This window comes from Metabacillus sediminilitoris (assembly GCF_009720625.1).
GTDB lineage: Bacteria > Bacillota > Bacilli > Bacillales > Bacillaceae > Metabacillus > Metabacillus sediminilitoris.
On sequence record NZ_CP046266.1, the window covers coordinates 2,219,011 to 2,243,272 of the forward strand.

The 24,262-nt window shown below is 36.6% G+C and carries 20 protein-coding genes; 14 read left to right on the forward strand and 6 right to left on the reverse strand.

Going from position 1 to position 24,262, the window contains the following annotated elements; genetic code table 11:
• Window positions 1-165: 165 nt before the first annotated feature.
• Together GMB29_RS10520 and GMB29_RS10525 are read left to right on the forward strand one after the other, a co-directional pair.
• Window positions 166-732, forward strand: coding sequence for a helix-turn-helix domain-containing protein (locus GMB29_RS10520; protein ID WP_136359324.1), 567 nt, complete (start codon window positions 166-168; stop codon window positions 730-732).
• Complete coding sequence (locus tag GMB29_RS10525) at window positions 633-1,556, forward strand: IS3 family transposase (RefSeq protein ID WP_155443847.1); 924 nt, start codon at window positions 633-635, stop codon at window positions 1,554-1,556. The genes GMB29_RS10520 and GMB29_RS10525 overlap by 100 nt, the downstream gene beginning before the upstream one ends.
• Window positions 1,557-1,619: 63 nt before the next feature.
• Here GMB29_RS10525 and GMB29_RS10530 read toward each other — a convergent pair whose 3' ends face one another.
• Window positions 1,620-2,387, reverse strand: a complete 768-nt coding sequence (locus GMB29_RS10530; RefSeq protein ID WP_136357061.1) for a SurA N-terminal domain-containing protein — start codon at window positions 2,385-2,387, stop codon at window positions 1,620-1,622.
• Between the two features lie 552 nt (window positions 2,388-2,939).
• Here GMB29_RS10530 and GMB29_RS10535 point away from each other — a divergent pair.
• Window positions 2,940-3,809 (forward strand): nuclease-related domain-containing protein, encoded by an 870-nt coding sequence (locus tag GMB29_RS10535; protein WP_136357059.1) that lies wholly within the window; start codon window positions 2,940-2,942, stop codon window positions 3,807-3,809.
• Window positions 3,810-4,457: 648 nt separating this feature from the next.
• Here the strand turns inward: GMB29_RS10535 and GMB29_RS10540 are convergent.
• Window positions 4,458-5,324 (reverse strand): RNA polymerase sigma-70 factor, encoded by an 867-nt coding sequence (locus GMB29_RS10540; protein WP_136357057.1) that lies wholly within the window; start codon window positions 5,322-5,324, stop codon window positions 4,458-4,460.
• Window positions 5,321-6,610 carry a protoporphyrinogen/coproporphyrinogen oxidase gene (locus GMB29_RS10545; protein WP_136357055.1) on the reverse strand — a complete coding sequence of 430 codons (1,290 nt, stop codon included), beginning with the start codon at window positions 6,608-6,610 and terminating at the stop codon, window positions 5,321-5,323. The genes GMB29_RS10540 and GMB29_RS10545 overlap by 4 nt, the downstream gene beginning before the upstream one ends.
• Before the next feature lie 383 nt (window positions 6,611-6,993).
• Here GMB29_RS10545 and GMB29_RS10550 point away from each other — a divergent pair, with 383 nt between their 5' ends.
• Window positions 6,994-8,040, forward strand: a complete 1,047-nt coding sequence (locus GMB29_RS10550) for an SDR family oxidoreductase (protein WP_136357053.1) — start codon at window positions 6,994-6,996, stop codon at window positions 8,038-8,040.
• Window positions 8,041-8,611: 571 nt separating this feature from the next.
• Here GMB29_RS10550 and GMB29_RS10555 read toward each other — a convergent pair.
• Entirely contained in the window at window positions 8,612-9,565 is a 954-nt protein-coding gene (locus GMB29_RS10555) for a sugar ABC transporter substrate-binding protein (protein ID WP_168733933.1), read from the reverse strand.
• A 1,023-nt stretch (window positions 9,566-10,588) separates the two neighbouring features.
• On the opposite strand from GMB29_RS10555, the gene GMB29_RS10560 reads away from it, so the two are divergent.
• The 3 genes from GMB29_RS10560 to sstT all read left to right on the forward strand — a co-directional run bounded on the left by GMB29_RS10560 (window position 10,589) and on the right by sstT (window position 14,442).
• On the forward strand, window positions 10,589-11,779 hold the full coding sequence (locus tag GMB29_RS10560; protein ID WP_136357050.1) for a glycine C-acetyltransferase: 1,191 nt from the start codon (window positions 10,589-10,591) through the stop codon (window positions 11,777-11,779).
• A gap of 42 nt (window positions 11,780-11,821) precedes the next feature.
• Window positions 11,822-12,781, forward strand: a complete 960-nt coding sequence (locus GMB29_RS10565) for an L-threonine 3-dehydrogenase (RefSeq protein ID WP_136357048.1) — start codon at window positions 11,822-11,824, stop codon at window positions 12,779-12,781.
• Between the two features lie 422 nt (window positions 12,782-13,203).
• A complete protein-coding gene (gene sstT, locus GMB29_RS10570) occupies window positions 13,204-14,442 on the forward strand; it encodes a serine/threonine transporter SstT (RefSeq protein WP_136357046.1) in 1,239 nt (412 codons plus the stop codon).
• A gap of 647 nt (window positions 14,443-15,089) precedes the next feature.
• Here sstT and ycaC read toward each other — a convergent pair.
• Both ycaC and GMB29_RS10580 read right to left on the reverse strand, forming a co-directional pair.
• Window positions 15,090-15,734, reverse strand: a complete 645-nt coding sequence (gene ycaC / locus GMB29_RS10575) for an isochorismate family cysteine hydrolase YcaC (protein ID WP_136357044.1) — start codon at window positions 15,732-15,734, stop codon at window positions 15,090-15,092.
• A gap of 189 nt (window positions 15,735-15,923) precedes the next feature.
• Window positions 15,924-16,481: an NADPH-dependent FMN reductase gene (locus GMB29_RS10580; protein ID WP_136357042.1), complete on the reverse strand. Its 558-nt coding sequence runs from the start codon at window positions 16,479-16,481 to the stop codon at window positions 15,924-15,926.
• Between the two features lie 270 nt (window positions 16,482-16,751).
• On the opposite strand from GMB29_RS10580, the gene GMB29_RS10585 reads away from it, so the two are divergent.
• The 7 genes from GMB29_RS10585 to GMB29_RS10615 all read left to right on the forward strand — a co-directional run bounded on the left by GMB29_RS10585 (window position 16,752) and on the right by GMB29_RS10615 (window position 24,258).
• On the forward strand, window positions 16,752-17,894 hold the full coding sequence (locus tag GMB29_RS10585; protein WP_136357040.1) for a low temperature requirement protein A: 1,143 nt from the start codon (window positions 16,752-16,754) through the stop codon (window positions 17,892-17,894).
• A gap of 549 nt (window positions 17,895-18,443) precedes the next feature.
• Window positions 18,444-19,658 (forward strand): CaiB/BaiF CoA transferase family protein, encoded by a 1,215-nt coding sequence (locus tag GMB29_RS10590; RefSeq protein ID WP_136357038.1) that lies wholly within the window; start codon window positions 18,444-18,446, stop codon window positions 19,656-19,658.
• A 30-nt stretch (window positions 19,659-19,688) separates the two neighbouring features.
• The gene (locus GMB29_RS10595; protein WP_136357036.1) at window positions 19,689-20,471 is read left to right on the forward strand and encodes an enoyl-CoA hydratase/isomerase family protein; all 783 of its coding nucleotides are present in this window, start codon (window positions 19,689-19,691) and stop codon (window positions 20,469-20,471) included.
• Window positions 20,472-20,525: 54 nt separating this feature from the next.
• Entirely contained in the window at window positions 20,526-21,290 is a 765-nt protein-coding gene (locus tag GMB29_RS10600) for an enoyl-CoA hydratase/isomerase family protein (protein ID WP_136357034.1), read from the forward strand.
• 87 nt (window positions 21,291-21,377) lie between these two features.
• Window positions 21,378-22,163: an enoyl-CoA hydratase/isomerase family protein gene (locus GMB29_RS10605; protein WP_136357032.1), complete on the forward strand. Its 786-nt coding sequence runs from the start codon at window positions 21,378-21,380 to the stop codon at window positions 22,161-22,163.
• 37 nt (window positions 22,164-22,200) lie between these two features.
• Complete coding sequence (locus tag GMB29_RS10610; protein WP_136357030.1) at window positions 22,201-23,394, forward strand: thiolase family protein; 1,194 nt, start codon at window positions 22,201-22,203, stop codon at window positions 23,392-23,394.
• 15 nt (window positions 23,395-23,409) lie between these two features.
• On the forward strand, window positions 23,410-24,258 hold the full coding sequence (locus GMB29_RS10615; RefSeq protein ID WP_136357028.1) for a 3-hydroxyacyl-CoA dehydrogenase family protein: 849 nt from the start codon (window positions 23,410-23,412) through the stop codon (window positions 24,256-24,258).
• Window positions 24,259-24,262: the final 4 nt, after the last annotated feature.

Below are 24,262 nucleotides of genomic sequence, written 5' to 3' on the forward strand. Positions count from 1 at the left end.
AGTGGCCCTCATTACTCGAATCGTTTCCATACCCTATTAAAACTTTAATATTCCATAATACCATCTAATATTAGGATAATAAAATGAAATAGAAAACAAAAAAGAACAGCCCCTGTAATGCACCCCAAAAGTTAGAGTGAAATCTAACATTTGGGGTGTATTTTTATGACTAAATATAGTGAGCAATTTAAGTTAATGCTCGTAAAAGAGTATCTAGAAGGGAAATTAGGATATGACCTTTTGGCAAAGAAACATAATATAAAAAGCAGTTCTCCAATTAAGCGGTGGGTAAAAGTATACGAGAAATTTGGGATAGATGGGTTGATGAGGAAGAAGTATAAGGAAACATATCCTGTTCAATTCAAGCTGGATGTATTAAGCTTTATGAATAGTACAGGTTCTTCAGAGACGGAAACTGCCCTTCAATTTGGGTTAACAAATCCTCCAATAATAGCTTCATGGAAGAAAGCTTTTTTGGAAGGTGGCACTGAAGCCCTGGATAGAGCGAAAGGGAGACCGCCCATGTCTGATAAATCCAAGAACCAAAAAAGTAAAATTCCTGCAGAAGAAAAAGAAATGACGTACGAACAAAAATTGGAGAAAGAAAATGAACTTCTTCGCTTAGAGGTAGAATACTTAAAAAAGTTACAAGCTTTTCAGATGGATCCGGAAAGCTATCTAGAAAAGCACAAGCAGCGTTATCATTCGAACTCAAAGAAAAATTCCGATTAAAAGATGTTCTACAGATAGTTGATATTCCTGAATCTTCGTATCACTATCATATAAAGCGAATGAAGGAAGAGAATCCCGATCAAAATCTTGAAGAATGTATTCAATCCATATTCGAGGACCATGACGGCAATTACGGTTACCGACGTATTCATTTAGAATTGAAAAACCGTCAATTAAAAGTAAATCACAAAAAGGTTCAACGAATTATGAAGAAACTCGGACTCAAAGGAAATAAGTTTACACGAAAATCACGCAAGTATAGTTCTTACAAAGGGAATATTGGAACTGTCGCCAAGAACCTTATTAATCGCCGTTTTCGCACAAATGTATGCCATCAAAAAATAACAACAGATATCACAGAATTTAAGTGTTCTGATGGAAAACTTTTTTTTAATCCATTCATGGATATGTTCAATAGCGAAATTCTATCTTATGGGATAAGTAGTCACCCAACACTAGATTTAGTCCTAGAACCTCTAGAAGAAACACTAGAAATTGTGAAAAATTCAAAATACAGAACTACTATGCATTCTGATCAAGGCTGGCATTATCAACATAAAAAATGGGTGAAAAAACTCAAGGAAAATAAAGTTTTCCAGAGTATGTCACGAAAAGGAAATTGTTTAGATAATTCACCGATGGAGAACTTTTTTGGATTAATGAAACAAGAAATGTATTATGGAGAAGCACTATGCACATTTGAGGAATTAAAACAGAAAATTGAGAGATATATCAATTATTATAATAATAAGCGTATAAAACAAAAATTGGCAGGCATGAGTCCGGTTCAATACCGTATCCATACCAGCCAATTAGTTGCTTAATATAAAACTCTAACTTTCGGGGGTCTCTTCACCCTTGAGCTGTTCCTTTTTGTGTGTAACATCTTAAATCTTAATATCAATCTTCGCATTTTTCTTTAACTCTTCAACCTGCTGTGCGAGTTTTTCCTGCTGTTTTTGCTGTTGAAGAGATTGTTCGATTTGCGGTTTTACTTCTTCAAGCTTTGGAACTTCTTGTCCAGTACTCTTTCCTTGTTCCGCATATTGATCATACGTTTTTTGAATTTCTTCATCGGTTATTTCACCAGCCGGCACTTCTTTCTCAACGTACTGTTTGAGTTTAATATCGTCAGCTATTTGAGTTTCAAGTGTTTTCATATCCATGCCGGATTTTTTTAGAGCGGCTTCGAATTCTTTTTCTGTTTTAAACTGTTTTTTCGTTTCATCCAGCTGCTTATTAATATCTGCCTCTGAAACTTTATAGCCTTTTTTATCTGCCTCTTGAAGAAGAAGAGTTTTTCCGACTAAGCTGTCAATTGTTTGTTTTTTCACTTGCTCTGCAGCTTCTTTAGAAGTCGGATCTTGTCCCATTTGCTGCATTTGTCCTTGTGTAGATGCTATGGCGCTATTATAGTCGCTTCCTAAAATTTCTTTATCATTCACTATGGCAACAGTTTTCTTTTCATCTACTTGCTGTGCTTCTAATTTCTTTTGCATTTCTTCCATTAGATTTTGCTGTTCCTTCTGCTGATCGGTTTCCGCTGTTTTTGCTTTATCATCATTTTTAGCTTCTTTACTTTCTTCATTTCCTCCGCATGCTGCTAAAACAACGGCCATTAGACCGGTTATTAATGTAAACATCATTTTTTTCATAATCGATCTCCTTCCTTAAGCTAGAAGTATCATTTTCCCCTAAAAAAAATGATCTAGTGCGCATTATAAAGTAAATCTTACGAAAAAGAAACATTATGCGCTCTTTTTTAAGATTTATAACAGGATTGAAACATTTGATATAGAAGATCTTCAACAAACAGGCGCAATTCCAGAATAAGAATTGCGCTCTTACTTTAGGAAAAAGTGCCTTATTCGTGAATTAGAGAAGGGATTTTTCATAAGAAATCGAACTATGAACTATAAGTTATTCAATTAACGCAGGGTAGGTTATTTCAATATAGAATTGACAGGAGAAAATGTAATGAGGGTTGATCCAAAGGAATTTCATATTCATAATTTACGTTATATTGTAAGGTCTGCAATAGAAAAGATTTGTCTAATCTATCTTAATTAAAGAAATTAATAGAATTTAGTGTTTTAAATAGACTGCCAGGAATCGAAATTCACCATAAATGTGATATGCAACAAAGCGACGTTTCCAGAACCCAAATTCATTGATGAACAAAAAATTTAAAATTAAGGAGAAAATAAATGACCTGGTTAATTTCCACTTTACTTGCCGTGTCTGTCGCTTGGTTAGCTTACATAGTAAAAAAAGAAAAGGTTAAACAAAAAGAAATGAGAAACGACCATTACCAAGAGTTAGCAGCTATTAAAGAATTACAAAAAGCTTCTATGGAAACAGCAGCAGCAACATTTGATGAGAAGGTCACACTTTTGTCTGAATCATACAAACGCGAAATAGAAAAGCTGATGATTGAAAATGAAGATATACGGAAAAATTATAGAAACCAAGGGGAAATAATTACCCATCAAATACTAGAAAATTTTAAATCAGATCTAATTAGAAAAAGAATCATTTCACCTGATGAAATGATTATTATGCCGAACATTTTTATACCGGAAGTAAACGGTAATATCCGGCAGATCGATCACATTGTACTTTATCCAACTGGTATATATGTAATAGAAACAAAAAACTGGAAAGGCCATATAGTAATGGGAATGACAAGAAAGGGCCCCCAAAAATTTTCTTTTTTAGCAGACTTATTAGACAGTGAAAAAGAGGAAACGCTTATATTTGATAAAGCTGAGTCGGGAGCATTAACTTTAAAGACTTATGAAAATCCAATTAACCAGGTTCAGCAGACAGCCGTCATCTTATTAAACTATTTAAAAAGTCAAGATATTGAAACGTGGATAAACATCTTGGTATTTTTTAATCACGATGAAAAAGAGTTACACGATTGGTCTGATAATAGCATAGTTAAACGGTTTACGAATAAAGAGGAATTACAACAGTTTTTTATAAATGAACTTACATCCCAAAAAAGAATATATGGAGCTTTTCAGCTTAACAATATAAAACATCTTATCGAAAGCGCTAATTATAATAATTAAAAGTTTACTAGAATTTAAGAAAGGAAGGATAAGAGCCCCTCTTTTGGAGCTAATGATAAAGTATTCCCAATTGAAAGAAGCCTTTACTTTCGCTGACCTGCAACGCTTAATTAAAATAGCAGGGTGTAAGAGTAGGAGAATTACATAACGATGGGATAAATAACTTCTTTGATTTCTATGATCTCGATGGTAATAAATTGCAAGTCTGTTTTTTTGAATGATAAAAACACTTATTTTTTGTTAAACAAGCTGGTGTGTTAGTTGAAGGAGAATTAAGTGATTTTAGGTTTGAGACCATATTTTAGTTATTCTGTTATAGTTGGGAAAGGAAAGGCAGTTTTACGAAGATACTAAGCCGTATAAGGATTATAAAGGGTTTGGTTATAAAGCTTTTAAGACATAACAGCACGGGCGTACTTTAAACTGTACCCTATAGAGTAGACACTCAAAAAAGTCCTCTATAGGGTACTTTTTTGTATAATTAAGAAAAATACATGATTTGGGGAAAGTGACTATGAGTAAAAAAGAATTTTCAGAGAAAGAAATTAAACTATTAGTAAAAAACAGTTAGCTTAATGGATGGGCCAGCTAATTTTTGTGTCTAATTGATAGAGCGAAAACTGTGATTAAGTGATCGTATGGAGTCTTCTAATACAAATGTCGTAGTTTATCGGGATTAGCAACCGAGTAGATCGTCTGAATTCGATTGCCACTAAAAGCAAAGGAGAACACATATTGTAAGTGATCATCGATTGTTAAAATTAGTCCTGGTAGACCGTTGACAGATGTATATTTGATGGTGAACCTGCCTGCATACATTTTCATGAGGCTTTGGAGCAATTGAACCACTCTGGTAGCACCGAAAATAGGTATTTGTGCGGCTTTTACTTTGCCGCCTCCATCCGAGTACATTGCGACATCTTCGCTGACAAGGTCCAATAATTGATTTACGTTTCCATTTAAGATAGACTGTACAAACTCTTTTACTGAAGATTCCGCCATTGAAATCGAAGGCTGTTTCTTAGGGTCATATTCCATGCTTTTTTTCGAACGGTGAAAAATTTGCCGACAGTTAGCATTGCTTTTTCCAAGAATTTCAGCTATTTCATCATAAGAGTATTGGAAGACTTCACGAAGCAAAAAGACGGCTCGTTCTATCGCATTTAGTTGTTGTAATAAAAGCAAATATGCGGTGGAGATGGATTCTTGTTGAAAAAAGACTTGTGAAGGATCGTTAGGTGAATTCTCTATTTCAAGCAATGGTTCCGGAAGCCACGGTCCGACATATACCTCACGTTTTTTTGCGGATGACCGTATCAAATCCAGACAGCGATTAGTGACTATCTTACATAGATACGCTTTTTTGTTTTCAATATGTTCGTAGTTGGGAAGTTGATGAAAGGTTATAAACGCTTCTTGGACAATGTCCTCTGAATCCATCACGCTCCCTAACATACGATAGGCTAAGGAAAAAAGCAGAGGTTGATAGGTTTGATAAAGTCTTTCCATACTCATAATTTGATCACCTCTCTAGTATTTAGTAGTTGTGAAACGACTCGTTTAGCGCTAGCTACGGATGCATCAACGAGTAGCTCCCCATGTGAGACCCAGTCACCAGCAACATATAGTCCCTTAATTTCAGGAACAGCAGGGCCTGGATTCTCCATTCTTTTCCTATGAGGAAAATCGTGGACAACCGTCATTTTCGGCAGGAACTGTCTTATCACTAATTCTTTCCGCCAGCCGGGTTGGACCACATTTAATACTTGCTCCAACTCACTCTCATCCTTCGCTGCATCTGTTTGTGGACCCTGATATTTAAAAAGCGATATCACTTGTGTCCCATCATCACTTAAGATAGCGGGTCTTGGTTTTCCCTCCCGTGATTGGTGCGTAAAGAAAATTGGTTGATCCAATCCATAGATAAATTGGTGCTTTGGATTAGGCAATTGGCGCAATCCAACATCTAGACAGGCAACTGTAACAGGAATAGCTTGCTTGTTCCACGTGTCGAGTGCTGTTTGATCCGCATGGGGAACTAGTTTGTGAGAAATGGAAGGTGGTGTAGTTAGTATAACATTCGATGCTTCAATTTTTGTGCCACCCTCACATAAAATCGAGTGTACTTTTTGATCTTGATGTTCGACTGCAACCACTTTACAACCGGTGATCAGCTCCACTCCTTGTTGGACAGCAAGTTCACGCAGTTCTTCTACGACTGTCCCCCAGCCTTTATCAAGATACAAGACTCCTTTTAGTGATCGCTGCAGCTGCTTTAAGGCAGGACCAGCAGCGTGTAATTCAGGTGCAAACACATAAGTGGATGTTCGGAGCAATGCATAGAACACGTTGCGCAGCATTGGATTATGCAATTGAGTTTCAATCCAATCGCGGATACTGATCTGGTTCCAAACGCTTGTGTCCATTTTTCCTAATTTAATGAACCATTTTGCAAATTCGAGCTTTCCTTCCCAACTTAGGAGCGGCGTTTGAAAGAAGGAAGATATGTTCGTTGGTATGGGCAACATTTGTTCTTTCCACATCCCGTAAGCATCAATAGACGGTGTGCTCCCCTCAAGTCGTAATCCGAGTTCGCGGAATGCTTCGTACGCTTCCCCTTTATACAGTGCATGCCCACCCAAATTAAAATATACACCCTGCTTATTGTTGGTGATGGCTCTGCCTCCCAACCGCTTTTGTTTTTCCAGTACAATGGTTCGTTTCCCTGCTTTTGCTGCATAGATCGCAGCCGTTAAACCCGCAATTCCCCCGCCTACAATAGCCACTTCATATTTTGTCATCGTCATCATCCTTTTCGATTATTTACTAATATAACGGATGAGTAAATAATTCTGTGACAAAATGGAGACAAAAGTTTTTTGATGGAGTGGATTGTTAGGTAATACGAACTGATTCAAGAAGCTTATTTACGAGCCGCACCAAAGCGTTTGGTAAAAGAATGGATTGAGATGCATATGAAGTGAGTTTTTAATAGCTGCGAAGAAAAGAGTCCCTGATTGGTTAACGAGTATTGCTCCATAATTAAAGTTATTCCATTAAAGGGCGCCTTTCTTTAATAAAAGGGCATAAATTTTTCATACTCTCCGTAACTTTTTACAAAGGAAAATCGTTATTTAAAACAAAAGGTATTTTTACAGGCTATTAAAGTGAATGGGGGAAAACTATGAAGGTCCTTATATTAGGAGGTACTCGTTTTTTGGGAAGAGCTTTGGTAGAAGAAGCATTGAAAAGAGGGCACGAAATCACCTTATTTAATCGCGGAACTTATAAAGAGACGTTTCCTGAAGTAGAGCAGCTAATCGGCAATAGAGACAGTGATGTATCACATCTGGAAAACCGGAAATGGGATGTCGTAGTGGATACATGCGGATTTGCTCCTCATCAAATCAAAAAAATCGCTGCTGTACTTGGGGCAAACATCGAACATTATACATACATCTCAAGTATCTCTGCTTATAAAGATTGGATTCCACTCAATATTACGGAAGACTATCATTTACAATCCATGCCGCCGGATAATAAATTAAAAGATGTTGAGGAGGGGAAAATTTCTCCTTACGAGTATTACGGCGCTTTGAAAGTACTATGTGAAGGAGAGGCGGAGAAGCATTGGCCAGGGCGTGTTTTGCATATAAGAGCTGGGCTGCTTGTCGGACCATTTGACTATACGGATCGGCTTCCGTACTGGGTACAGCGTGTAGCACAAGGCGGAAAAGTATTGGTTCCGGGACGTCCAGATCGTCCTGTTCAATTGATTGACGTAAAAGATGTAGCAACATGGGTATTCGATATGGCAGAAAACAGAAAAGTAGGTATGTTCAATGTAACAGGACCGGATTATGAATTGACTATAGAAGAGCTATTGAATAACTGTAAAGTTGTCACAAACAGTGATGCCGAATTTGTATGGACAGATGAACAATTTGTATTGGATCATAAAATACAGCCATGGACGGAAATGCCGTTATGGATTCCTGAACACTTCCCGTTAGAAGGAGAAACAGAGTCATGGAAAGGCGCTTCTTTCATTAGTGTAGAAAAAGCTGTTAACGCTGGTCTTTCCTTCCGACCTCTTGAAGATACTATTCATGATGTATATCAATGGGAGAAAGCTAGAAAGAATTCAGAACGAAAGACGGGGATATCAAGAGAAAGAGAGCAGGAGCTGCTAGAGACTTGGTTTCAAAAAGAGAAAAAGGAGACAGTTTAATGGGGTTATTACCCCATGCTCATCAAGCTAAGGAAAAATTATATCCTTAATAATTGTATGATCTTTAACAATCGGGAGCTTTCGTATTATAAGGTCAACTAGTAGTTACGGAAATTCAATCAAGGAAGCATAAAAACATAACGAGAACTCCTTTATCAGTACTCTAACCACAACGGGAGTCTCAAAGTTCTTGGAATAATCATTTGTTGAACAATACGCTTTGCTTTTTTGAGAGAATATCCATTCAGAAGATGAGCTTCTCTTACGTAAAGCAAAGGCAAATAAAAAAAATACCGCGATAAAGTTCGAGCTCTCGTCTTGGGGTAACACCAGCAAAACGCGGATTTACAACGTAGGAAATACAAATATAAAAAGCCTAATTTCTCAGGTGTTATAAGTGAGAAATTAGGCTTTAGTTACTTCAGAAAAGCGCCCGATTGCGGAATAAGAAAAACACATTTCTTTGTCTGCCTATTATACATAAAGCTTATTATCGGCAAAAGAAGGGGTTGGTGAAGCACTATCCTCAATCCTAATATCAAACTAAGGCTAATAGAAATAATTAAGTTAATTACCTTCGGACTCTCTCCTGAAATTCGAAACGTTGCTTTGCATTCCCTTTAATGATGATATCGATTCCACTATCGATATTCCTTGAAACATTCTTACCATTTAATACTTTCATCACAGCTTCGACACTTAAATATCCCATATCATAAGGATTTTGTGCAACTGTTCCAGGCAGCTTTTCCTCTTCTATCAATTCAATCATTTCATTAATACCATCCGCTCCAATGACTGGCATTTTATAACCAAGATCTTCAATAGTGTGAAAAGCAGTTAATGCTAGTTCGTCATTAGTGGCGATTATTCCTTGAAGGTTAGGGTGTTCGTCTAAAATCGTTTTCAAATCTTCTTTCACTTGCAAAGGCTCTAAGAAAACATCAACTCCTTCTGCAACAATTTCAATTCCTACAGACTGTAAACTTATTTTAGCACCTTTTATCCGGTCAGAAGCTACCGGACTATTTGTATCTACTCCTAAGATGGCAACTTCATTTCCAGGCTGCAGTTGCGAACCTAGTAACGCTCCCGCTATTCTTCCTAACGCAACATTATCAGTACCAACATAAGAGGTTTTATCCTCCCAAGAAACATCAGTATCAAGTAAGATAACAGGAATATCCTGTTCGACAAAGTCTTCTAACGCAGAACTAATATAATCCGGATAAATAGGAGCTATAATTAAGCTATCAGGACTTTCCATAAGAACTCGTTCTAAAAAACGATCTTGCTCCTCAACAGATGCTCCATCAGAAGGTGCAATAACTTTACCATTTATACCAAAATCTTGAAATCCTTTTCTCGCCCCGGCTGCCATAAGCTCCCAATACTCTGAATTTAGACCTTTTAAAACAACAGTTACATTTGGTTTTTCAGCTGATAATGTTTTAGATTTATATACTATTAAGAACAAAGACAATATGAATATAATTAGTAGAAAAAAAGATAACTTATTTAACATTAGATACTCCATTATTTCGTATATTTATACTACTCACTCTATAACATTTTCTAATTTCTCTAACAAGCAGATACTCCCCTTTTAAATCCTCTCTCTTTAAACAATTATAGGAATATCTTTTTTATATGTAAACCTTATTTTCTCATTGATTAATAAAATACTTTATTGTATATCATATACAACTCTAATTTACATAACGTCCACCTTCGAAAGTTGCAAAAAGGCCAACTCCTTGGTACAGAAGGGATTAGCCTTTGGTCGTTTTTTATTGTTTTTGCATGATTTTATACATCGTTGATTTATCAACGTTTTCGGCTTTTGAAGAAACCTGATGGCTGCAAAAAAAAGGAAGTTTCAAGCAATCTCTTATTCAATATAATGGCCCGTTTGTTGAAGAATACAGAACTTCTACTAATAATTTTGATTTAATTTACAACTCTAAGGTATGAAAACTTTCAATACCTTGATAACTTTAATAAGTGTGTTAATTCTCTTAAGTTTGAGACCCTAATTGCAAGCATTAAACCTTTTTGGAAAATAAATCATTCAATTCCAAAATTCCAATACAAATGCTAATTTAAATGCCGTTCCGGGACTTATCTCTTGTCTGGTACCCGGTGTTTGCTTTTCTAACAGTTCGTGGTTATCAGGAGTTTATTTTTCTTTAAATAAAAATTCTTTTGATCGAGGTTTTCTGAAAGGTTAAAAATAATCTTTTAGAAGACCTCTATTTTTATTACCTGCTACTTTTATTCAAATTTATCTCGTTTTGTTATGTTGGATAAATTTTTGAATTTTTTTGTCCGTTTTGTATAGACAATTCAAAATTCATCTATTATTATGATTGTTATAATCGTTAGAATGAAAGGGTTTTCACCACCCCTTTCGTGTGTTTATGGAGAAGACATATGTATTTTCTTGAAGGGAGAAAATTCAATATTTTTAAAAGCAATACTTGAGAATAGGGGGAAATCAGTAAAAAATCCTGCTTTTATTCTAACCGTCAATGAGGGGGTATATGAAATGTCAAGTGAAACATTAAATCAATTTTTGAAAGAAAATTTGGACGACTTAAAAGGAAAAGGACTTTACAACGTTATTGATACGGTAGAGGGTTCAAACGGTCCGATGATCACTATTGCAGGCAGAGAGCTAATTAATTTATCATCCAATAACTATTTAGGTTTAGCAACAGATCGACGCTTAATAGAGGCTTGCTTAGAAGCAACGAAAACATATGGTGTCGGTGCCGGTGCCGTCCGTACGATCAACGGAACGTTAGATATTCATGTCAAATTAGAAGAAAAGCTTGCCGAATTTAAACATACAGAAGCAGCCATCGCTTATCAATCTGGATTTAATTGTAATATGGCAGCGATTTCAGGAGTAATGGATAAACACGATGTCATTCTTTCAGATGAATTGAACCATGCTTCAATCATTGATGGATGTCGATTATCGAAAGCAAAGATTATTCGCTATAACCATTCCGACATGGAAGATTTACGATCAAAAGCACGTGAAGCAAAAGAGTCGGGATTGTATAACAAAATCATGATTATCACCGATGGAGTGTTCTCGATGGATGGGGATATTGCCAAGCTTCCTGAAATTGTTGAGATTGCCGAAGAGTTTGATTTAATTACGTATGTTGATGATGCGCATGGTTCGGGTGTATTAGGTAATGGTGCAGGAACTGTAAAACATTTTGGGTTATCGGATAGAGTGGATTTCCAAATTGGAACACTATCCAAAGCCATTGGTGTTGTAGGAGGCTATGTAGCAGGCAAGAAAGATTTAATAGATTGGTTAAAAGTGAGAAGCCGTCCATTTTTATTTTCTACGGCAGTTACACCGGGAGCAGTTGCAGCTTGTATAGAAGCCATTGATATTTTGATGAATAGCTCAGATCTACAAAATAAGCTGTGGGAAAACGGAGATTATTTGAAAAAAGGCCTAAAAGAATTAGGATTTGATATCGGAGAGAGCGAAACACCGATTACGCCTTGCATTATAGGAGATGAAGTAAAAACGCAGCAATTCAGTAAGTGGCTTAACAAAGAAGGTGTGTATGCTAAATCCATCGTATTCCCTACCGTTCCAAAGGGAACAGGAAGAGTGAGGAATATGCCGACAGCTGCTCATACAAAAGAAATGCTAGATCGTGCATTAGCCATTTATGAAAAAGTAGGAAAAGAGATGTCGATAATTTAAGGGGATTTCTTGCTACAGAGTGAAAAAGGGGAGGAATTTTTGATGAAAAAGGTCTTAGTAACAGGGGCTTTAGGTCAAATTGGTTCAGAACTGACGCTAAAAATGAGAGAAATTTACGGATTTGACAATATCATTGCAACAGACATTCGAAAAACGGAAAGCGATGTAGTCCAATCAGGTCCATTTGAGATTTTAGATGTTACAGATGAAAAAGCGATGTTTAACATGGCAAAAAAACATGAAGTGGATACGATTATTCATTTAGCTGCTTTATTGTCAGCAACAGCTGAAAAAAAGCCTCTTTTAGCCTGGCATTTAAACATGGGCGGATTGGTGAATGCTTTGGAAGCGGCACGAGAATTAAATTGCCAATTTTTCACACCTAGTTCCATTGGTGCGTTTGGTCCAACCACTCCTAAAAATCGGACTCCGCAAGACATCATTCAACGACCGACTACGATGTACGGAGTGAATAAAGTATCCGGAGAGTTGTTATGTGATTATTACTATCATAAATTTGGAGTTGATACGAGAGGTCTCCGATTCCCGGGACTAATCTCGTATGTTACGCCTCCAGGCGGGGGAACGACCGACTACGCAGTTGAAATTTACTATGAAGCGATTAAAAATAAGAGATATACTTCTTACATTGCCAAAGGAACGTATATGGATATGATGTATATGCCTGACGCTTTAGATGCCATCATTACATTAATGGAGGCAGATGCATCAAAGCTAAAACATCGGAATTCTTTCAATGTGTCAGCTATGAGCTTTGATCCGGAGCAAATTGCAGCCGAGATTAAAAGGCATATTCCGGAATTTGTCATGACTTATGAGGTCGATCCTGTAAGACAATCTATTGCCGACAGTTGGCCTAATATAATAGATTCAACTTGTGCAAAGGAAGAATGGGGATTTAAGGCGGAATATGATTTAGAGAAAATGACGATGGATATGTTGATGAAGCTGAGATTAAAGTCACTTTTAATTACCGCATAAATAAGCCTGCTAGCCGAATAAAAGAGTTGTAACACTCTTTTATTCGAGTTACTTTATTAAGAAATTTTGAGGTTTTTAAACGTTATATAATACACCTTTTATAACCGCCAAAAAGTAAGCGCTTTCTATAAGCGTATAAAATTAAACAGCACTGCTTTTTCTTTTAGGTATGAAAGTATGATTCATGGATATTAATAATGACCTCTAATAGATTAACCTTTGGAGAGATTTTGAAAGAGCACCGAAGGAGAAAAGCAAAAGCCAAACTCTAGGACTGGTGTTGGTACATATCTAATAAAGGTCATCTATTATTCGATCGTATCTATTTGTAATAGACTTAATTCTATCGCAGGGTTATGAAAAATGAATAGCTTGATAGTAGCAATGTTGCAATTTTATCTTAAACTAGTGGGGGAATATCTATGAAAAGTTTACTGAAAAAGTGGAGTCAATTGAGTCTGGTAAAACAAATAATTATAGGTTTGATTATTGGTATTATCCTGGCTGTAACGATCCCAGAAGCAGCAAAACCTGTTGTCATTTTTGGCTCTTTATTTGTAGGTGCTTTGAAAGCAATTGCACCTGTGTTGGTCCTCTTCTTGGTTATGTCGGCCATCGCTCAACACAAGAGTGGTCACCAAACGAATATGAAATCCATTATCTTCCTATACCTTTTAGGAACCTTTTTAGCTGGATTAATCGCGGTTATTGTGAGTTTTATTTTTCCTGTAGGCTTAACACTTGCAAAGGGCGCTGAAGGTGTGACGCCTCCTGGCGGTATTGTAGAGGTTCTCAAATCGTTACTGCTAAACGTTGTTGATAACCCAATTAAAGCAATTTTTAATGCGAACTATATCGGTATTTTAGCTTGGGCGATAATCCTTGGATTGGCTTTACGAAATGCAGCTGATACGACAAAAACGATGATTTCTAATTTTTCAGATGCTGTTTCCAAAATGGTTACATGGGTTATTAAGTTTGCTCCATTAGGAATCATGGGTCTAGTAATTGAGTCTATTACTACAAATGGAATTGAGTCGCTACTAAGCTATGGGAAATTACTTACCGTTTTAATTGGTTGTATGCTCTTTGTGGCGCTGGTTGTCAATCCAATCATTGTGCTCCTATTTATAAAACAGAATCCTTACCCGCTTGTTTTAAAGTGCTTAAAGGAAAGCGGGATTACAGCATTTTTTACACGTAGCTCAGCTTCAAATATTCCTGTAAATATGAGATTATGTGAAAATCTAGGTTTGGATAAGGATAGTTATTCAGTATCCATTCCATTAGGTGCAACCATTAATATGGCTGGTGCCGCAGTTACTATATCTGTTTTGACACTTGCAGCGGTTCATACACTTGGCATTCAAGTGGACATCCCTACAGCAATTCTCCTCAGCGTAATATCAGCTATATGTGCTTGTGGTGCTTCAGGGGTTGCTGGTGGATCCTTATTACTGATTCCTCTAGCATGCAGCTTATTTGGAATCCCAGCTGAGGTTGCTATGCAGGTAGTTGGAGTAGGCTTTATCATAGGTGTTTTACAAGACTCTTTTGAAACGGCACTTAACTCATCAACAGACGTACTTTTCACAGCAACAGCTGAATTTAAAGAGTGGCGTAAAGAAGGAAAAAAAATAGATATCCACAAAGTAGCATAAAGAAGAAATCCTCTTATCTGTGATTGAACTGCACCCCAATTGTTAGACTCGACTAACAATTGGAGGTGCAGTTTTTTTATGGAAAACTGTACTTTAAACAAAAATGAGCTACTGTTGGTGAATATCTTCAAGGGAAAGGTTCCTCTATCAAGAGTTGTTAGCCTATATCAACTTCCCAAAAGAATCATTTCTTTTTTGTTCAATATGAACAGATAATACCTTATATGGATTCTGATTCACCGTTTTATCCACCCTAACATGTTATACCATTCTCAAAAACAAAATCGTTCAAAGACTTCCGAACCAAATTTACACAATCGGGTTAAAAAAAAGTATGATTGTATTACCTTCCTCATCCTGTGCTGTTGCCAACCATCATTGTACAAACCCCAAACCAACAACTATATTTATTTAGAACCGAAGTTAAAAGGGCTTGTAAAATATCGTAACCTTACTAAAAAAGGTTTATTACGATTATCAAGACCTAAATTTTAAAAAAACAAAAAACATAGGCCGTTTAACATATTATACATGACTAATATGTAAACAGCCTATTTATTAGGAATACTCCTCAACAATCGTGCCCTTTTCTTGTATAAGCCAGAAGCTTTATATTGGAAAAAGTGAGTTTTTAATAAGCTGCAATTCTAGTTAGGCTGCTTGCTGAAATCTCGATGGGCTCCCCTATAGCTTCCAATAAGATTTTGATAACCAGGAAGATGGCTGGAAATTAAAGCGCCAAAACCTTCAACATCATTGCGCCAATCACGTTGTAATTCGCACGCAATGCTAAACCAGTTCAGAAGCTGCACCCCACCATGGGCCATACGCGTTAATGCCGCATCCGCTACTTGTTTACTGAATGTTCCAGAAGCATCAGTAGCAACAAATACTTCATAACCAGCGTTCACAGCGGAAAGTGCAGGAAATGCAACACAAACATCTGTTACTACGCCTGCAATGATCAGTTGTTTTTTTCCAGTTTCTTCGATTGCTTTGACAAAATCTTCATTATCCCATGCGTTAATTTGTCCAGGACGAGCTATTTTTGGCGCATGAGGAAAAAGTTCAACCAATTCTTGCATGAGTGGCCCATTAGGCCCATTTTCAAAGCTTGTTGTTAAAATAACTGGTAAATCAAAAAACTTAGCAGTGTTAGCAAGAGCCATAACATTGTTCTTGAATTCATCAACACCATAGTCACGCACAAGACCTGAGATAAGGCCGGTTTGATGATCAACTAAAAGAACGGCAGCATCATCTTTATTAATACGAGAATAGAAATCAGACATTTTATTGTCCTCCCTTTAATTAAGTATAAGTAATCGAAAGAAGATTAATAGATTCGAAAATGGAAATTAAACTCCTTCGTTATTCCAATTTAATTGTACGGATTACTGGTATTCATTTTCTATAAACTCATTATGGGGAGCAGTAGTATTTATAAAAAAAGATGATTGATAAAGCTTGGACTTCTTCAATTAATCTAGAATTGGGGTGTGATCAATCCAATGAATAAATTGGTGTAAATATTGCTGAAGATAACGTTTTGTTTGTTCGTCTGTAAGGACTTTCTGATCGGAATCAATCTTTTTATGTACTTGGGAAATCAACACTTTTTGAAATGGAAGTACATTAACCTGCATGGCCTCTAGTACTTGTCTGATTTGCAATTGAGCAAAGGCAGTACCTAATCCCCCAGGAGTTGCACCAATTAAACCAACCGGTTTTCTGCTAAGAACAGCGGATTCCCGAGGTCTTGATGCCCAGTCCAATGCATTCTTTAATACGCCTGGAATTCCAGAATTGTACTCTGGACTTACAATAATGATACCGTCAACGTCCTGGATAGCAGATTTAAATGATGTCACTGTTTCTGGAACACTTATTTCTAAGTCTTCGTTGAACAAAGGTAGATCATTTATCTCGATCCAACGAAATTGATGGGAATCATCCAGCTCTGTTAATGATTGAGCAATGATTCGATTATAAGAGTTTTTTCGTAAACTCCCACAAATAAGGCCTATGGTTTTAGTCATATATTTCCTCCTTGTTTAAATTCACTTTCATGATACCATAATATACCAAAAAAGAAGAAGTGGCTTTATTCCTAATTGTCAGACTATTTAATTTAATGAAGTGTTTAATACAAAAATCTAGGATATAAGGATTTCTCTTTAGTTTTCATATAATTGGCTCGTGTGTTTGCAAGCTATGGCAAATGGTCTATGTCATTTTTATTTTCTGTTCCAATTACTATATATTTCTAGCATAATAGTAACTATAAAAAAATTGGAGGGAGTGCAGAAATGGAAGAAAAGAAAGTGACGTGGTTAGAACTCTTTTATGATTTGTTATTTGTGGCGGCGGTTGCGGCAGCGACTCATGTTTTACTTCATGTTGAAGATGGTCATATCCATGCAGAGTATTTAGTAAAGTTTGTATTAATTTTTATTCCTATCTGGTGGGCTTGGGTAGGGCAAACCATCTTTATTAACCGGTTTGGAAAAGATTTATTTCATCAACGTATCTTTTTAATTCTGCAAATGTTTTTTGTATTAATTATGACATCAAGTTTATCAGTTGATTTTGATTCTTATTATCTTTCTTTTTTAATTGGGTATATTGGCTTAAGAGCAGTGACAGCGATCCAATATCTTATTGTCCAGCGTATAGAAACGGGAGTTCGAAAACAAGCAGCCCTCTTTTTGGGAAGGTATTTTTGGATTGGAATTGTCATTTCATTATTGTCCGTCTTTTTTGATTCTTGGATTCGATATGCTGTGTTGTATACGGGAATCCTTATTGATATCATTGTCCCGGTAGTTGGACGAAAATGCTTAGAAAAGGTTCCCACAAATACGGCTCACTTATTAGAGCGATTTGGTTTATTTACCATTATTCTCTTTGGGGAAGCTCTTATTAGTACACTTGCGGTCATTCAGCCTACACAAGGAAATTGGGATTCAATAGGCTTTGCGATCATTTCATTTATCCTGATTATTTCGATGTGGTGGCAATATTTCGATAACATGGAGAAGAAACTAGACAAGTCTTTACAATCATCCGGGCAAATTATTATTTATGGTCATCTGTTTATTTTAATGTCTTTGAGCATGATTGCAGCATCTATCAGACTATTGTTTTTACAGGAGGTCCATTACTTATTTATCTTACTTTTTGTTTTCGGATCTGTATTGCTCTATTTCCTGTCAACTACCTTTGTTTTCCATCAATATAGACATGTGCACCACCGATTGAAAATTTATCATTTAGGGTTATTTTTAGGAATTTTAGCCGTCTTTTTTATTATTAATTTGATTATTGTAGTACCAAATATTTTGATAATAGCTGAATTAACCTTGTTTTTTATTATCTTTACTAAACTAACAATTTCTAATAAAAAGCAACCGTTGACAAATGAGATTCATTCGAGAATAAAAAATGTTTAATAGGGGTTCATTTTCATTTTATTACTTTACCGCTATAAACTACTAAAATATATTATAATTATCACTTCTTGTTCATTTTTCTTATTGTGGCTATTGTCAAAAAGCATACTTTATGACACGTTGAAAAACAGGTAATATTCTGTGTGTCAAAAAGTATGTTTTTTTATTTTGAAACATTTCATTTTGTTGATATATTTTTTGACATAGTTTAAAAGAAGTTAAAAAAAAAGATTAATATTAAAGCATTCTTTTAGTTAGGAAACTATTCAATTGATCTATTTTAATAACTAATATTTGAGCATTGAATTAACATTCTACTAAAAAACTGAGACTAGCTGTTTGCCTTTTGGCAGGCGGCTTTTTCTATTTGAAGCAATACTTATTGTAACTAATAAAAAAACACCAAAAACAGAATTGTCAAAATTCTATATTGAATTAATTTTCTTCATATGATAATATTACGATAATCGGAATAACAAACCGATTATCGGATTAAAAGTTGCTAAAACGGAAAATATAATCATTTTAATAGTAGTAGGGGGTAAAAGGATGAAAAAAGCATTAGAAGGTACAATCGTTTTAGATTTAGGTCAAATTTACAATGGTCCTTACTGTTCACTCATGTTGGCGTTTCAAGGGGCTAAAGTGATTAAAATTGAACCGATAAATGGAGAAAATCTTCGAGTAAGAAGAAAAGGTGATTGTCACGAGCTGCTCATGCTGAATTCAAATAAACTTGGTGTATCTCTTGATCTTAAATCAGAAGAAGGTAAAGAAATTTTTTTAGAATTAGTTAAAAGAGCAGACGTGGTTGTAGAGAACTTTTCTCTTGGGGCCATGGAGCGTCTAGGGCTTGGATACGATGTTTTAAGTACAATAAATCCTCGTATCATTTATGCATCTGGAAAAGGTTACGGATTAGAGGGGCCTTATGCTAACAGACCAGCAATGGATTTGACGATTCAAGCAATGGGTGGTGTTATGGCGACAACAGGTTTTGCTGACAAGCCGCCTGTCAAAGCAGGTCCAGCTTTATGTGATTTTCTTGGAGGAATTCATTTGTTCGGAGGTATTGCAACAGCACTTTATCAAAGAGAAAAAACAGGTAAAGGGCAGCTAGTAGAAGTATCTATGCACGATACGATTTATCCTACTCTTGCTTCAGCACTTGGAGCTTATTACAGTCAGGGTGGAAAAGTATCTCAAAGAACTGGAAATCAGCATAGCGGAATGGCAACTGCTCCTTATAATGTATACCCAACAGAAGACGGTTACATCGCCATTCTTTGTGTAGCAGATAGGCAATGGAAATCACTTTTAAAAGTCATGGAGAAAGAAGAGTTGCTTAACGATGAGCGCTTCCAAACAAACATCGATCGCTCTGCAAATACTTACATTGTTGATGAAATTGTTACAAACTGGACTTCTAATAGAAAAAAATTAGATATTGCGGATATGCTGATTAAAGCCAATGTTCCTCATGCTCCTGTTCAATCAATAGCAGAAGTCGCCGAAGACCCTCATTTAACATACCGAGGTATGATTCGAGAAATTGAACATCCAAAAGAAGGAAAAATAAAAGTTCCAGGTTCACCAATTCGATTATCGGATTCTCCTCTTACTGAAGTTTTTGCTGCACCTATGATAGGGGAGCATACGGATGAAGTTCTTCAGGACTTATTAGGTCTTACAGAAGGGAAACTGGAAGAACTTCGTGACAAAAATATCATTCGTTCAAAAGAAAAAATGACCCAAGAGAAATAATTATCCATAGAAAAGGGAGAGAAGCTACTTATGGGTTCGACAATTCTAACTAGTCTTATAAACCACGTACAGATTATTACACTAAATCGTCCTGAAAAGAAAAATGCATTTAACGGAGAAATGATTGAAGAATGGGTAAAGGCTCTTGAAGATGCACAGCAAAATGAAGAAGTGCATGTCATTGTCATCACAGGAGCGGGAAGTGCTTTCTGTTCAGGCGGAGATGTTGGAGGAATGAAGCAAGATCAAAAGCCCTTAGATAATAAAAATAAGCTTTGGGAAAATATTCATCGCGTACCACTTACCTTAAAATCAATCGATAAGCCAGTGATTGCTGCGATAAATGGTCCAGCTGTGGGAGCTGGTCTAGACATGGCTTTAATGTGCGATATTCGTACCATGGTGAGCGATTCAAAGGTTAGTGAAGGCTATGTGAAAGTAGGACTTGTACCTGGAGATGGTGGCGCTTTCTTTTTGCCGAAGATCGTAGGAGAAGCAAAGGCCTTTGAATTATTATGGACCGGAAATTTTATCAGTTCAGAGGAAGCGCTAACATTAAGACTGGTCAACCATGTGTATTCACAAGAAAAGTTTTTTGAAAAAACAATGCAATTAGCAGAGCAGATAGCAGCAGGTCCACAAGTGGCAATTCGAATGACCAAAAGAGCTGTTCGATATTCTAGAACAATGGATTTAGAGCCAGCTCTTGATCTGATTTCCTCTCACTACGCCATTATTAAAGAGACAGATGATCACAAAGAAGGGGTCGCAGCATTTAAAGAAAAAAGAAAAGCAAAATTTACAGGAAAATAACCGATCAGTAGGTCTTAAATAACTTATAAAACATAAAGGGAATGGGGAGAGCAAATGAGTTTCATACAGTATGAGAAAAAAGGTGAAATAGCCTATTTATATTTAAATCGACCAGAAAAACGAAATGCTATTAACTCTGAAATGTCTGACTTATTTCTGGAATATTTAGAAGAATATAAAGCGGATTCAGAAGCAAGAGTTTTAATTATTACAGGTAAAGGCGACAAAGCATTTTGCAGTGGGAGAGATTTAAAAGAATCAAAAGAGAACCCAGAAGCTTTCAAAAAGAAACCACTGCGCGGCAGATTGTTTAATGCGATTATTGAAACTTACAAACCTGTCATTTCAGCAATTAATGGGGCGGCTGTAGGAGCAGGATGCGAAATAGCTCTTGCTAGTGATATTCGTCTTGCGTGTGCAGGAAGCAAAATAGGTATGCCAGAAGCAAAGAGAGGAATGGGTGCTACATTCGGAGCAACGATTTTACCTAAATTAATTTCCCCAAGCTTTGCAGCTAAAATGCTTTACACTGGTAAATTAGTGACGAGTGAGGAAGCCTTGCAAGTAGGTCTTGTCGACGAAGTATTAGAAGACCAAGATCAATTAATGGCTAGGGCGATTGAAATTGCAAGTGACATTTGCGAATGTGCACCGCTTTCAGTTAAGAGAATTAAAGAAACGATTTGGAAAACGATGGATGTTCCATTGTTTCAAGCTCTACAGTTGGATATCGGTCCGAATGTGTATGAGAGTGAGGATCGGATTGAAGGAGCTCAAGCGTTTCTTGAGAAAAGAAAACCAGTCTGGAAAGGCAGATAAAAAAGAAACGATTTGTCCATCTCCATTAATATTCAGAAAAGTCTGCTTAAAAAGCAGAACATCAATCATTCATAGAGGGTGAGTAGAGTGTTTCAACATATTAAGACGGAAATAAGTCAGTACGTCGGAACGATAATAATTGACCGTCAAGAGGCGAGAAACGCTCTCAATAAGGCAACGATTGAGGATCTTCAAATAGTACTAAATGAATTTGAAGCTCATCCTGAATTGAGGGTTATTGTTATTACAGGCGCAGGTGAACGTGCGTTTGTTGCAGGCGCGGATATTAAAGAATTACATGACAGAACGATGTTAGAGGCGCTGATGCCAGGAATGCAAGGTATATACACAAGGATTGAACAATCAAGCAAAGTGACTATTGCGGTCATGAATGGCAACGCTTTAGGTGGAGGATGTGAACTTGCACTCGCCTGTGATTTAAGAATTGCAGCAAATCATGCCAAAATCGGTTTGCCGGAATTAAATCTAGGGATCATTCCCGGCGCCGGGGGGACACAAAGGTTAACCAGAATGATTGGAAGAGGAAGAACGTTAGAAATGATTTTGACTGGAAAGCTGGTTGACGGTGTTGAAGCGGAGCGTATTGGACTTGTTACACTATCGGTAGATGGCAGTAAATTGAAAGAAGCGACAGATCATTTGGTTAATTCTATTTTATCTAAAGGTACATTGGCCGTTAAATTAGCAAAAATGGTTGTAAATAAAGGGCAAGATGTCGATTTAGATACAGCGTTGTTGTTGGAAAAACTAGCACAAACAGTTGCGTTTGCTTCTGAAGAAAAGCAAGAGGGAACAACAGCGTTTTTAGAAAAACGAAAACCCAATTATTATAAAGCACGAACAGGAATTTAGCAGATAAAATCATTTAGAAATAAGGAGAGGATGACAAATGAATGAAGCTGTCATTATTGATTCCGTTAGAACCCCGATTGGAAGGCTGGGAGGAGCGTTAAGTACGGTACTTGTCGATTTTTTGGCTGCAAAAGTCATTAAAGAAAATATAAAACGTTCTGGTGTTACGTCAGATTTAGTGGATGAAGTTATTATGGGACAAGCGAAGCAAAGTGCCGATTCTTCCAATCTTGCTCGCCTTGCTTTATTACGTGCGGAACTTCCAGTTCAAGTTCCAGGCTATACTATTCACCGGCAATGTGGTTCAGGTCTGCAAGCAATTAACAGTGCAGATATGCAAATTAAGTTAGGTTTGAGTGATGTTATTATTGCAGGGGGAGCAGAAAGTATGAGTACGGCTCCTTATTATATTCGTGAGGCTCGTTTTGGCTATCGTTCCGGAAACGGTTTGCTCCTTGATCCTAACACAGAGAGTCAGCCCTACTCCCAGCCCATTGAAAAGTATGGGAATTTAACAATGGGAATGACAGCTGAAAACTTAGCAAAAAAATATAAAATTGATCGATTAGAGCAGGATGAATTTGCTTTGAGAAGTCAAGAGTTAGCAGCAAAAGCTATCCAAAGCGGATTTTTTAAAGATCAAATCGTTCCATATGAAGTCAAGCAACGAAAAGAGACTATTCTTTTTGAGCAGGATGAGCATCCACGGAATACAACACTGGAAAAACTGTCAGTATTAAAACCTGTTTTTCAATCAGATGGAACCGTAACAGCTGGTAATGCAAGCGGTAGAAATGATGCGGCTTCCGCCATTCTTATGATGAATGAGTCGATTGCAAAGGAAAGAGGCTTCAAGCCTAAAGCGAAAATAATCGCTCAAGCAAGTGTGGGAGTTGATCCTGACATCATGGGAATCGGTCCGGTGTATTCAACACAGAAAGTATTGAAAATGAGTGGACTTTCATTAAAAGATATTGGATTGATTGAACTGAATGAGGCTTTTTCCGCTCAAGCATTGGCCGTTATTAAAGAACTCGATTTAAACTTAGATACAGTAAATGTAAACGGAGGTGCCATTGCACTCGGTCATCCTATCGGCGCAACAGGTGCCATTTTAACAACAAAACTTTTACATGAAATGGAACGCCGTGGAGAAAAGTACGGTCTAGTCACTCTATGTATCGGTGGAGGGCAAGGTATTTCGACTATTTTCGAAAATTTGCAGGTATAATAGGGGGAAAGAGTCATGACTAAGATAGCTATAATCGGTTCCGGTACAATGGGAAGAGGGATTGCATACGTTGCGGCGCTCAATGGTTTTTCTGTTGCATTGAATGATATTCATTCTGAATCATTGAAGCAAGCTGAAAACTATATTAAAGAAGAATTGATCAAAAGTGAAGAAAGAGGATATATTAGCAAAGACGATATTGAAAGAAGTATGAATAACTTAACATTTTCTTTGGACATGAATGCTTGTGTTGAAGATTCAGAACTTGTTATTGAGGCTGTGCTTGAAATCATGGATATGAAAATAAACGTATTCAAAGAACTTGATAGATTATGCCCTGATTATACGATTTTGGCAACCAATACGTCCACTATGAGCCCAACAGAAATAGGAGCTCAAACATCTCGTCCTGATAAAGTCATTGCAATGCATTTCTTTAACCCTGTTCATAAAATGAAGCTAATAGAAATAGTCAAAGGCCTTGATACTTCAAAAGAAACAATGGAGTTTGTTAAAAATATCGGCAAGAAGATGGGAAAAGAAACCGTAGAAGTTAATGAATTTCCTGGTTTTATTACAAGCAGAATGAATTGCCTTATTGGTAATGAGGCAATGAACATGTTGATGGAAGGGGTTGCATCAGCAGAAGATATTGATAAGTCTATTAAGCTAGGATTAAATCATCCGATGGGGCCTCTTGCACTTGCAGATTTAGTAGGTTTGGATACGAGATTACGCAATATGGAATACTTACATCAAACATTAGGGGAAAAGTATCGCCCTTGTCCGCTGCTAACTAAGTATGTAAAAGCAGGAAAATTAGGAGTGAAATCAGGTTCAGGTTTTTTTAACTATTCATTATAAAAAA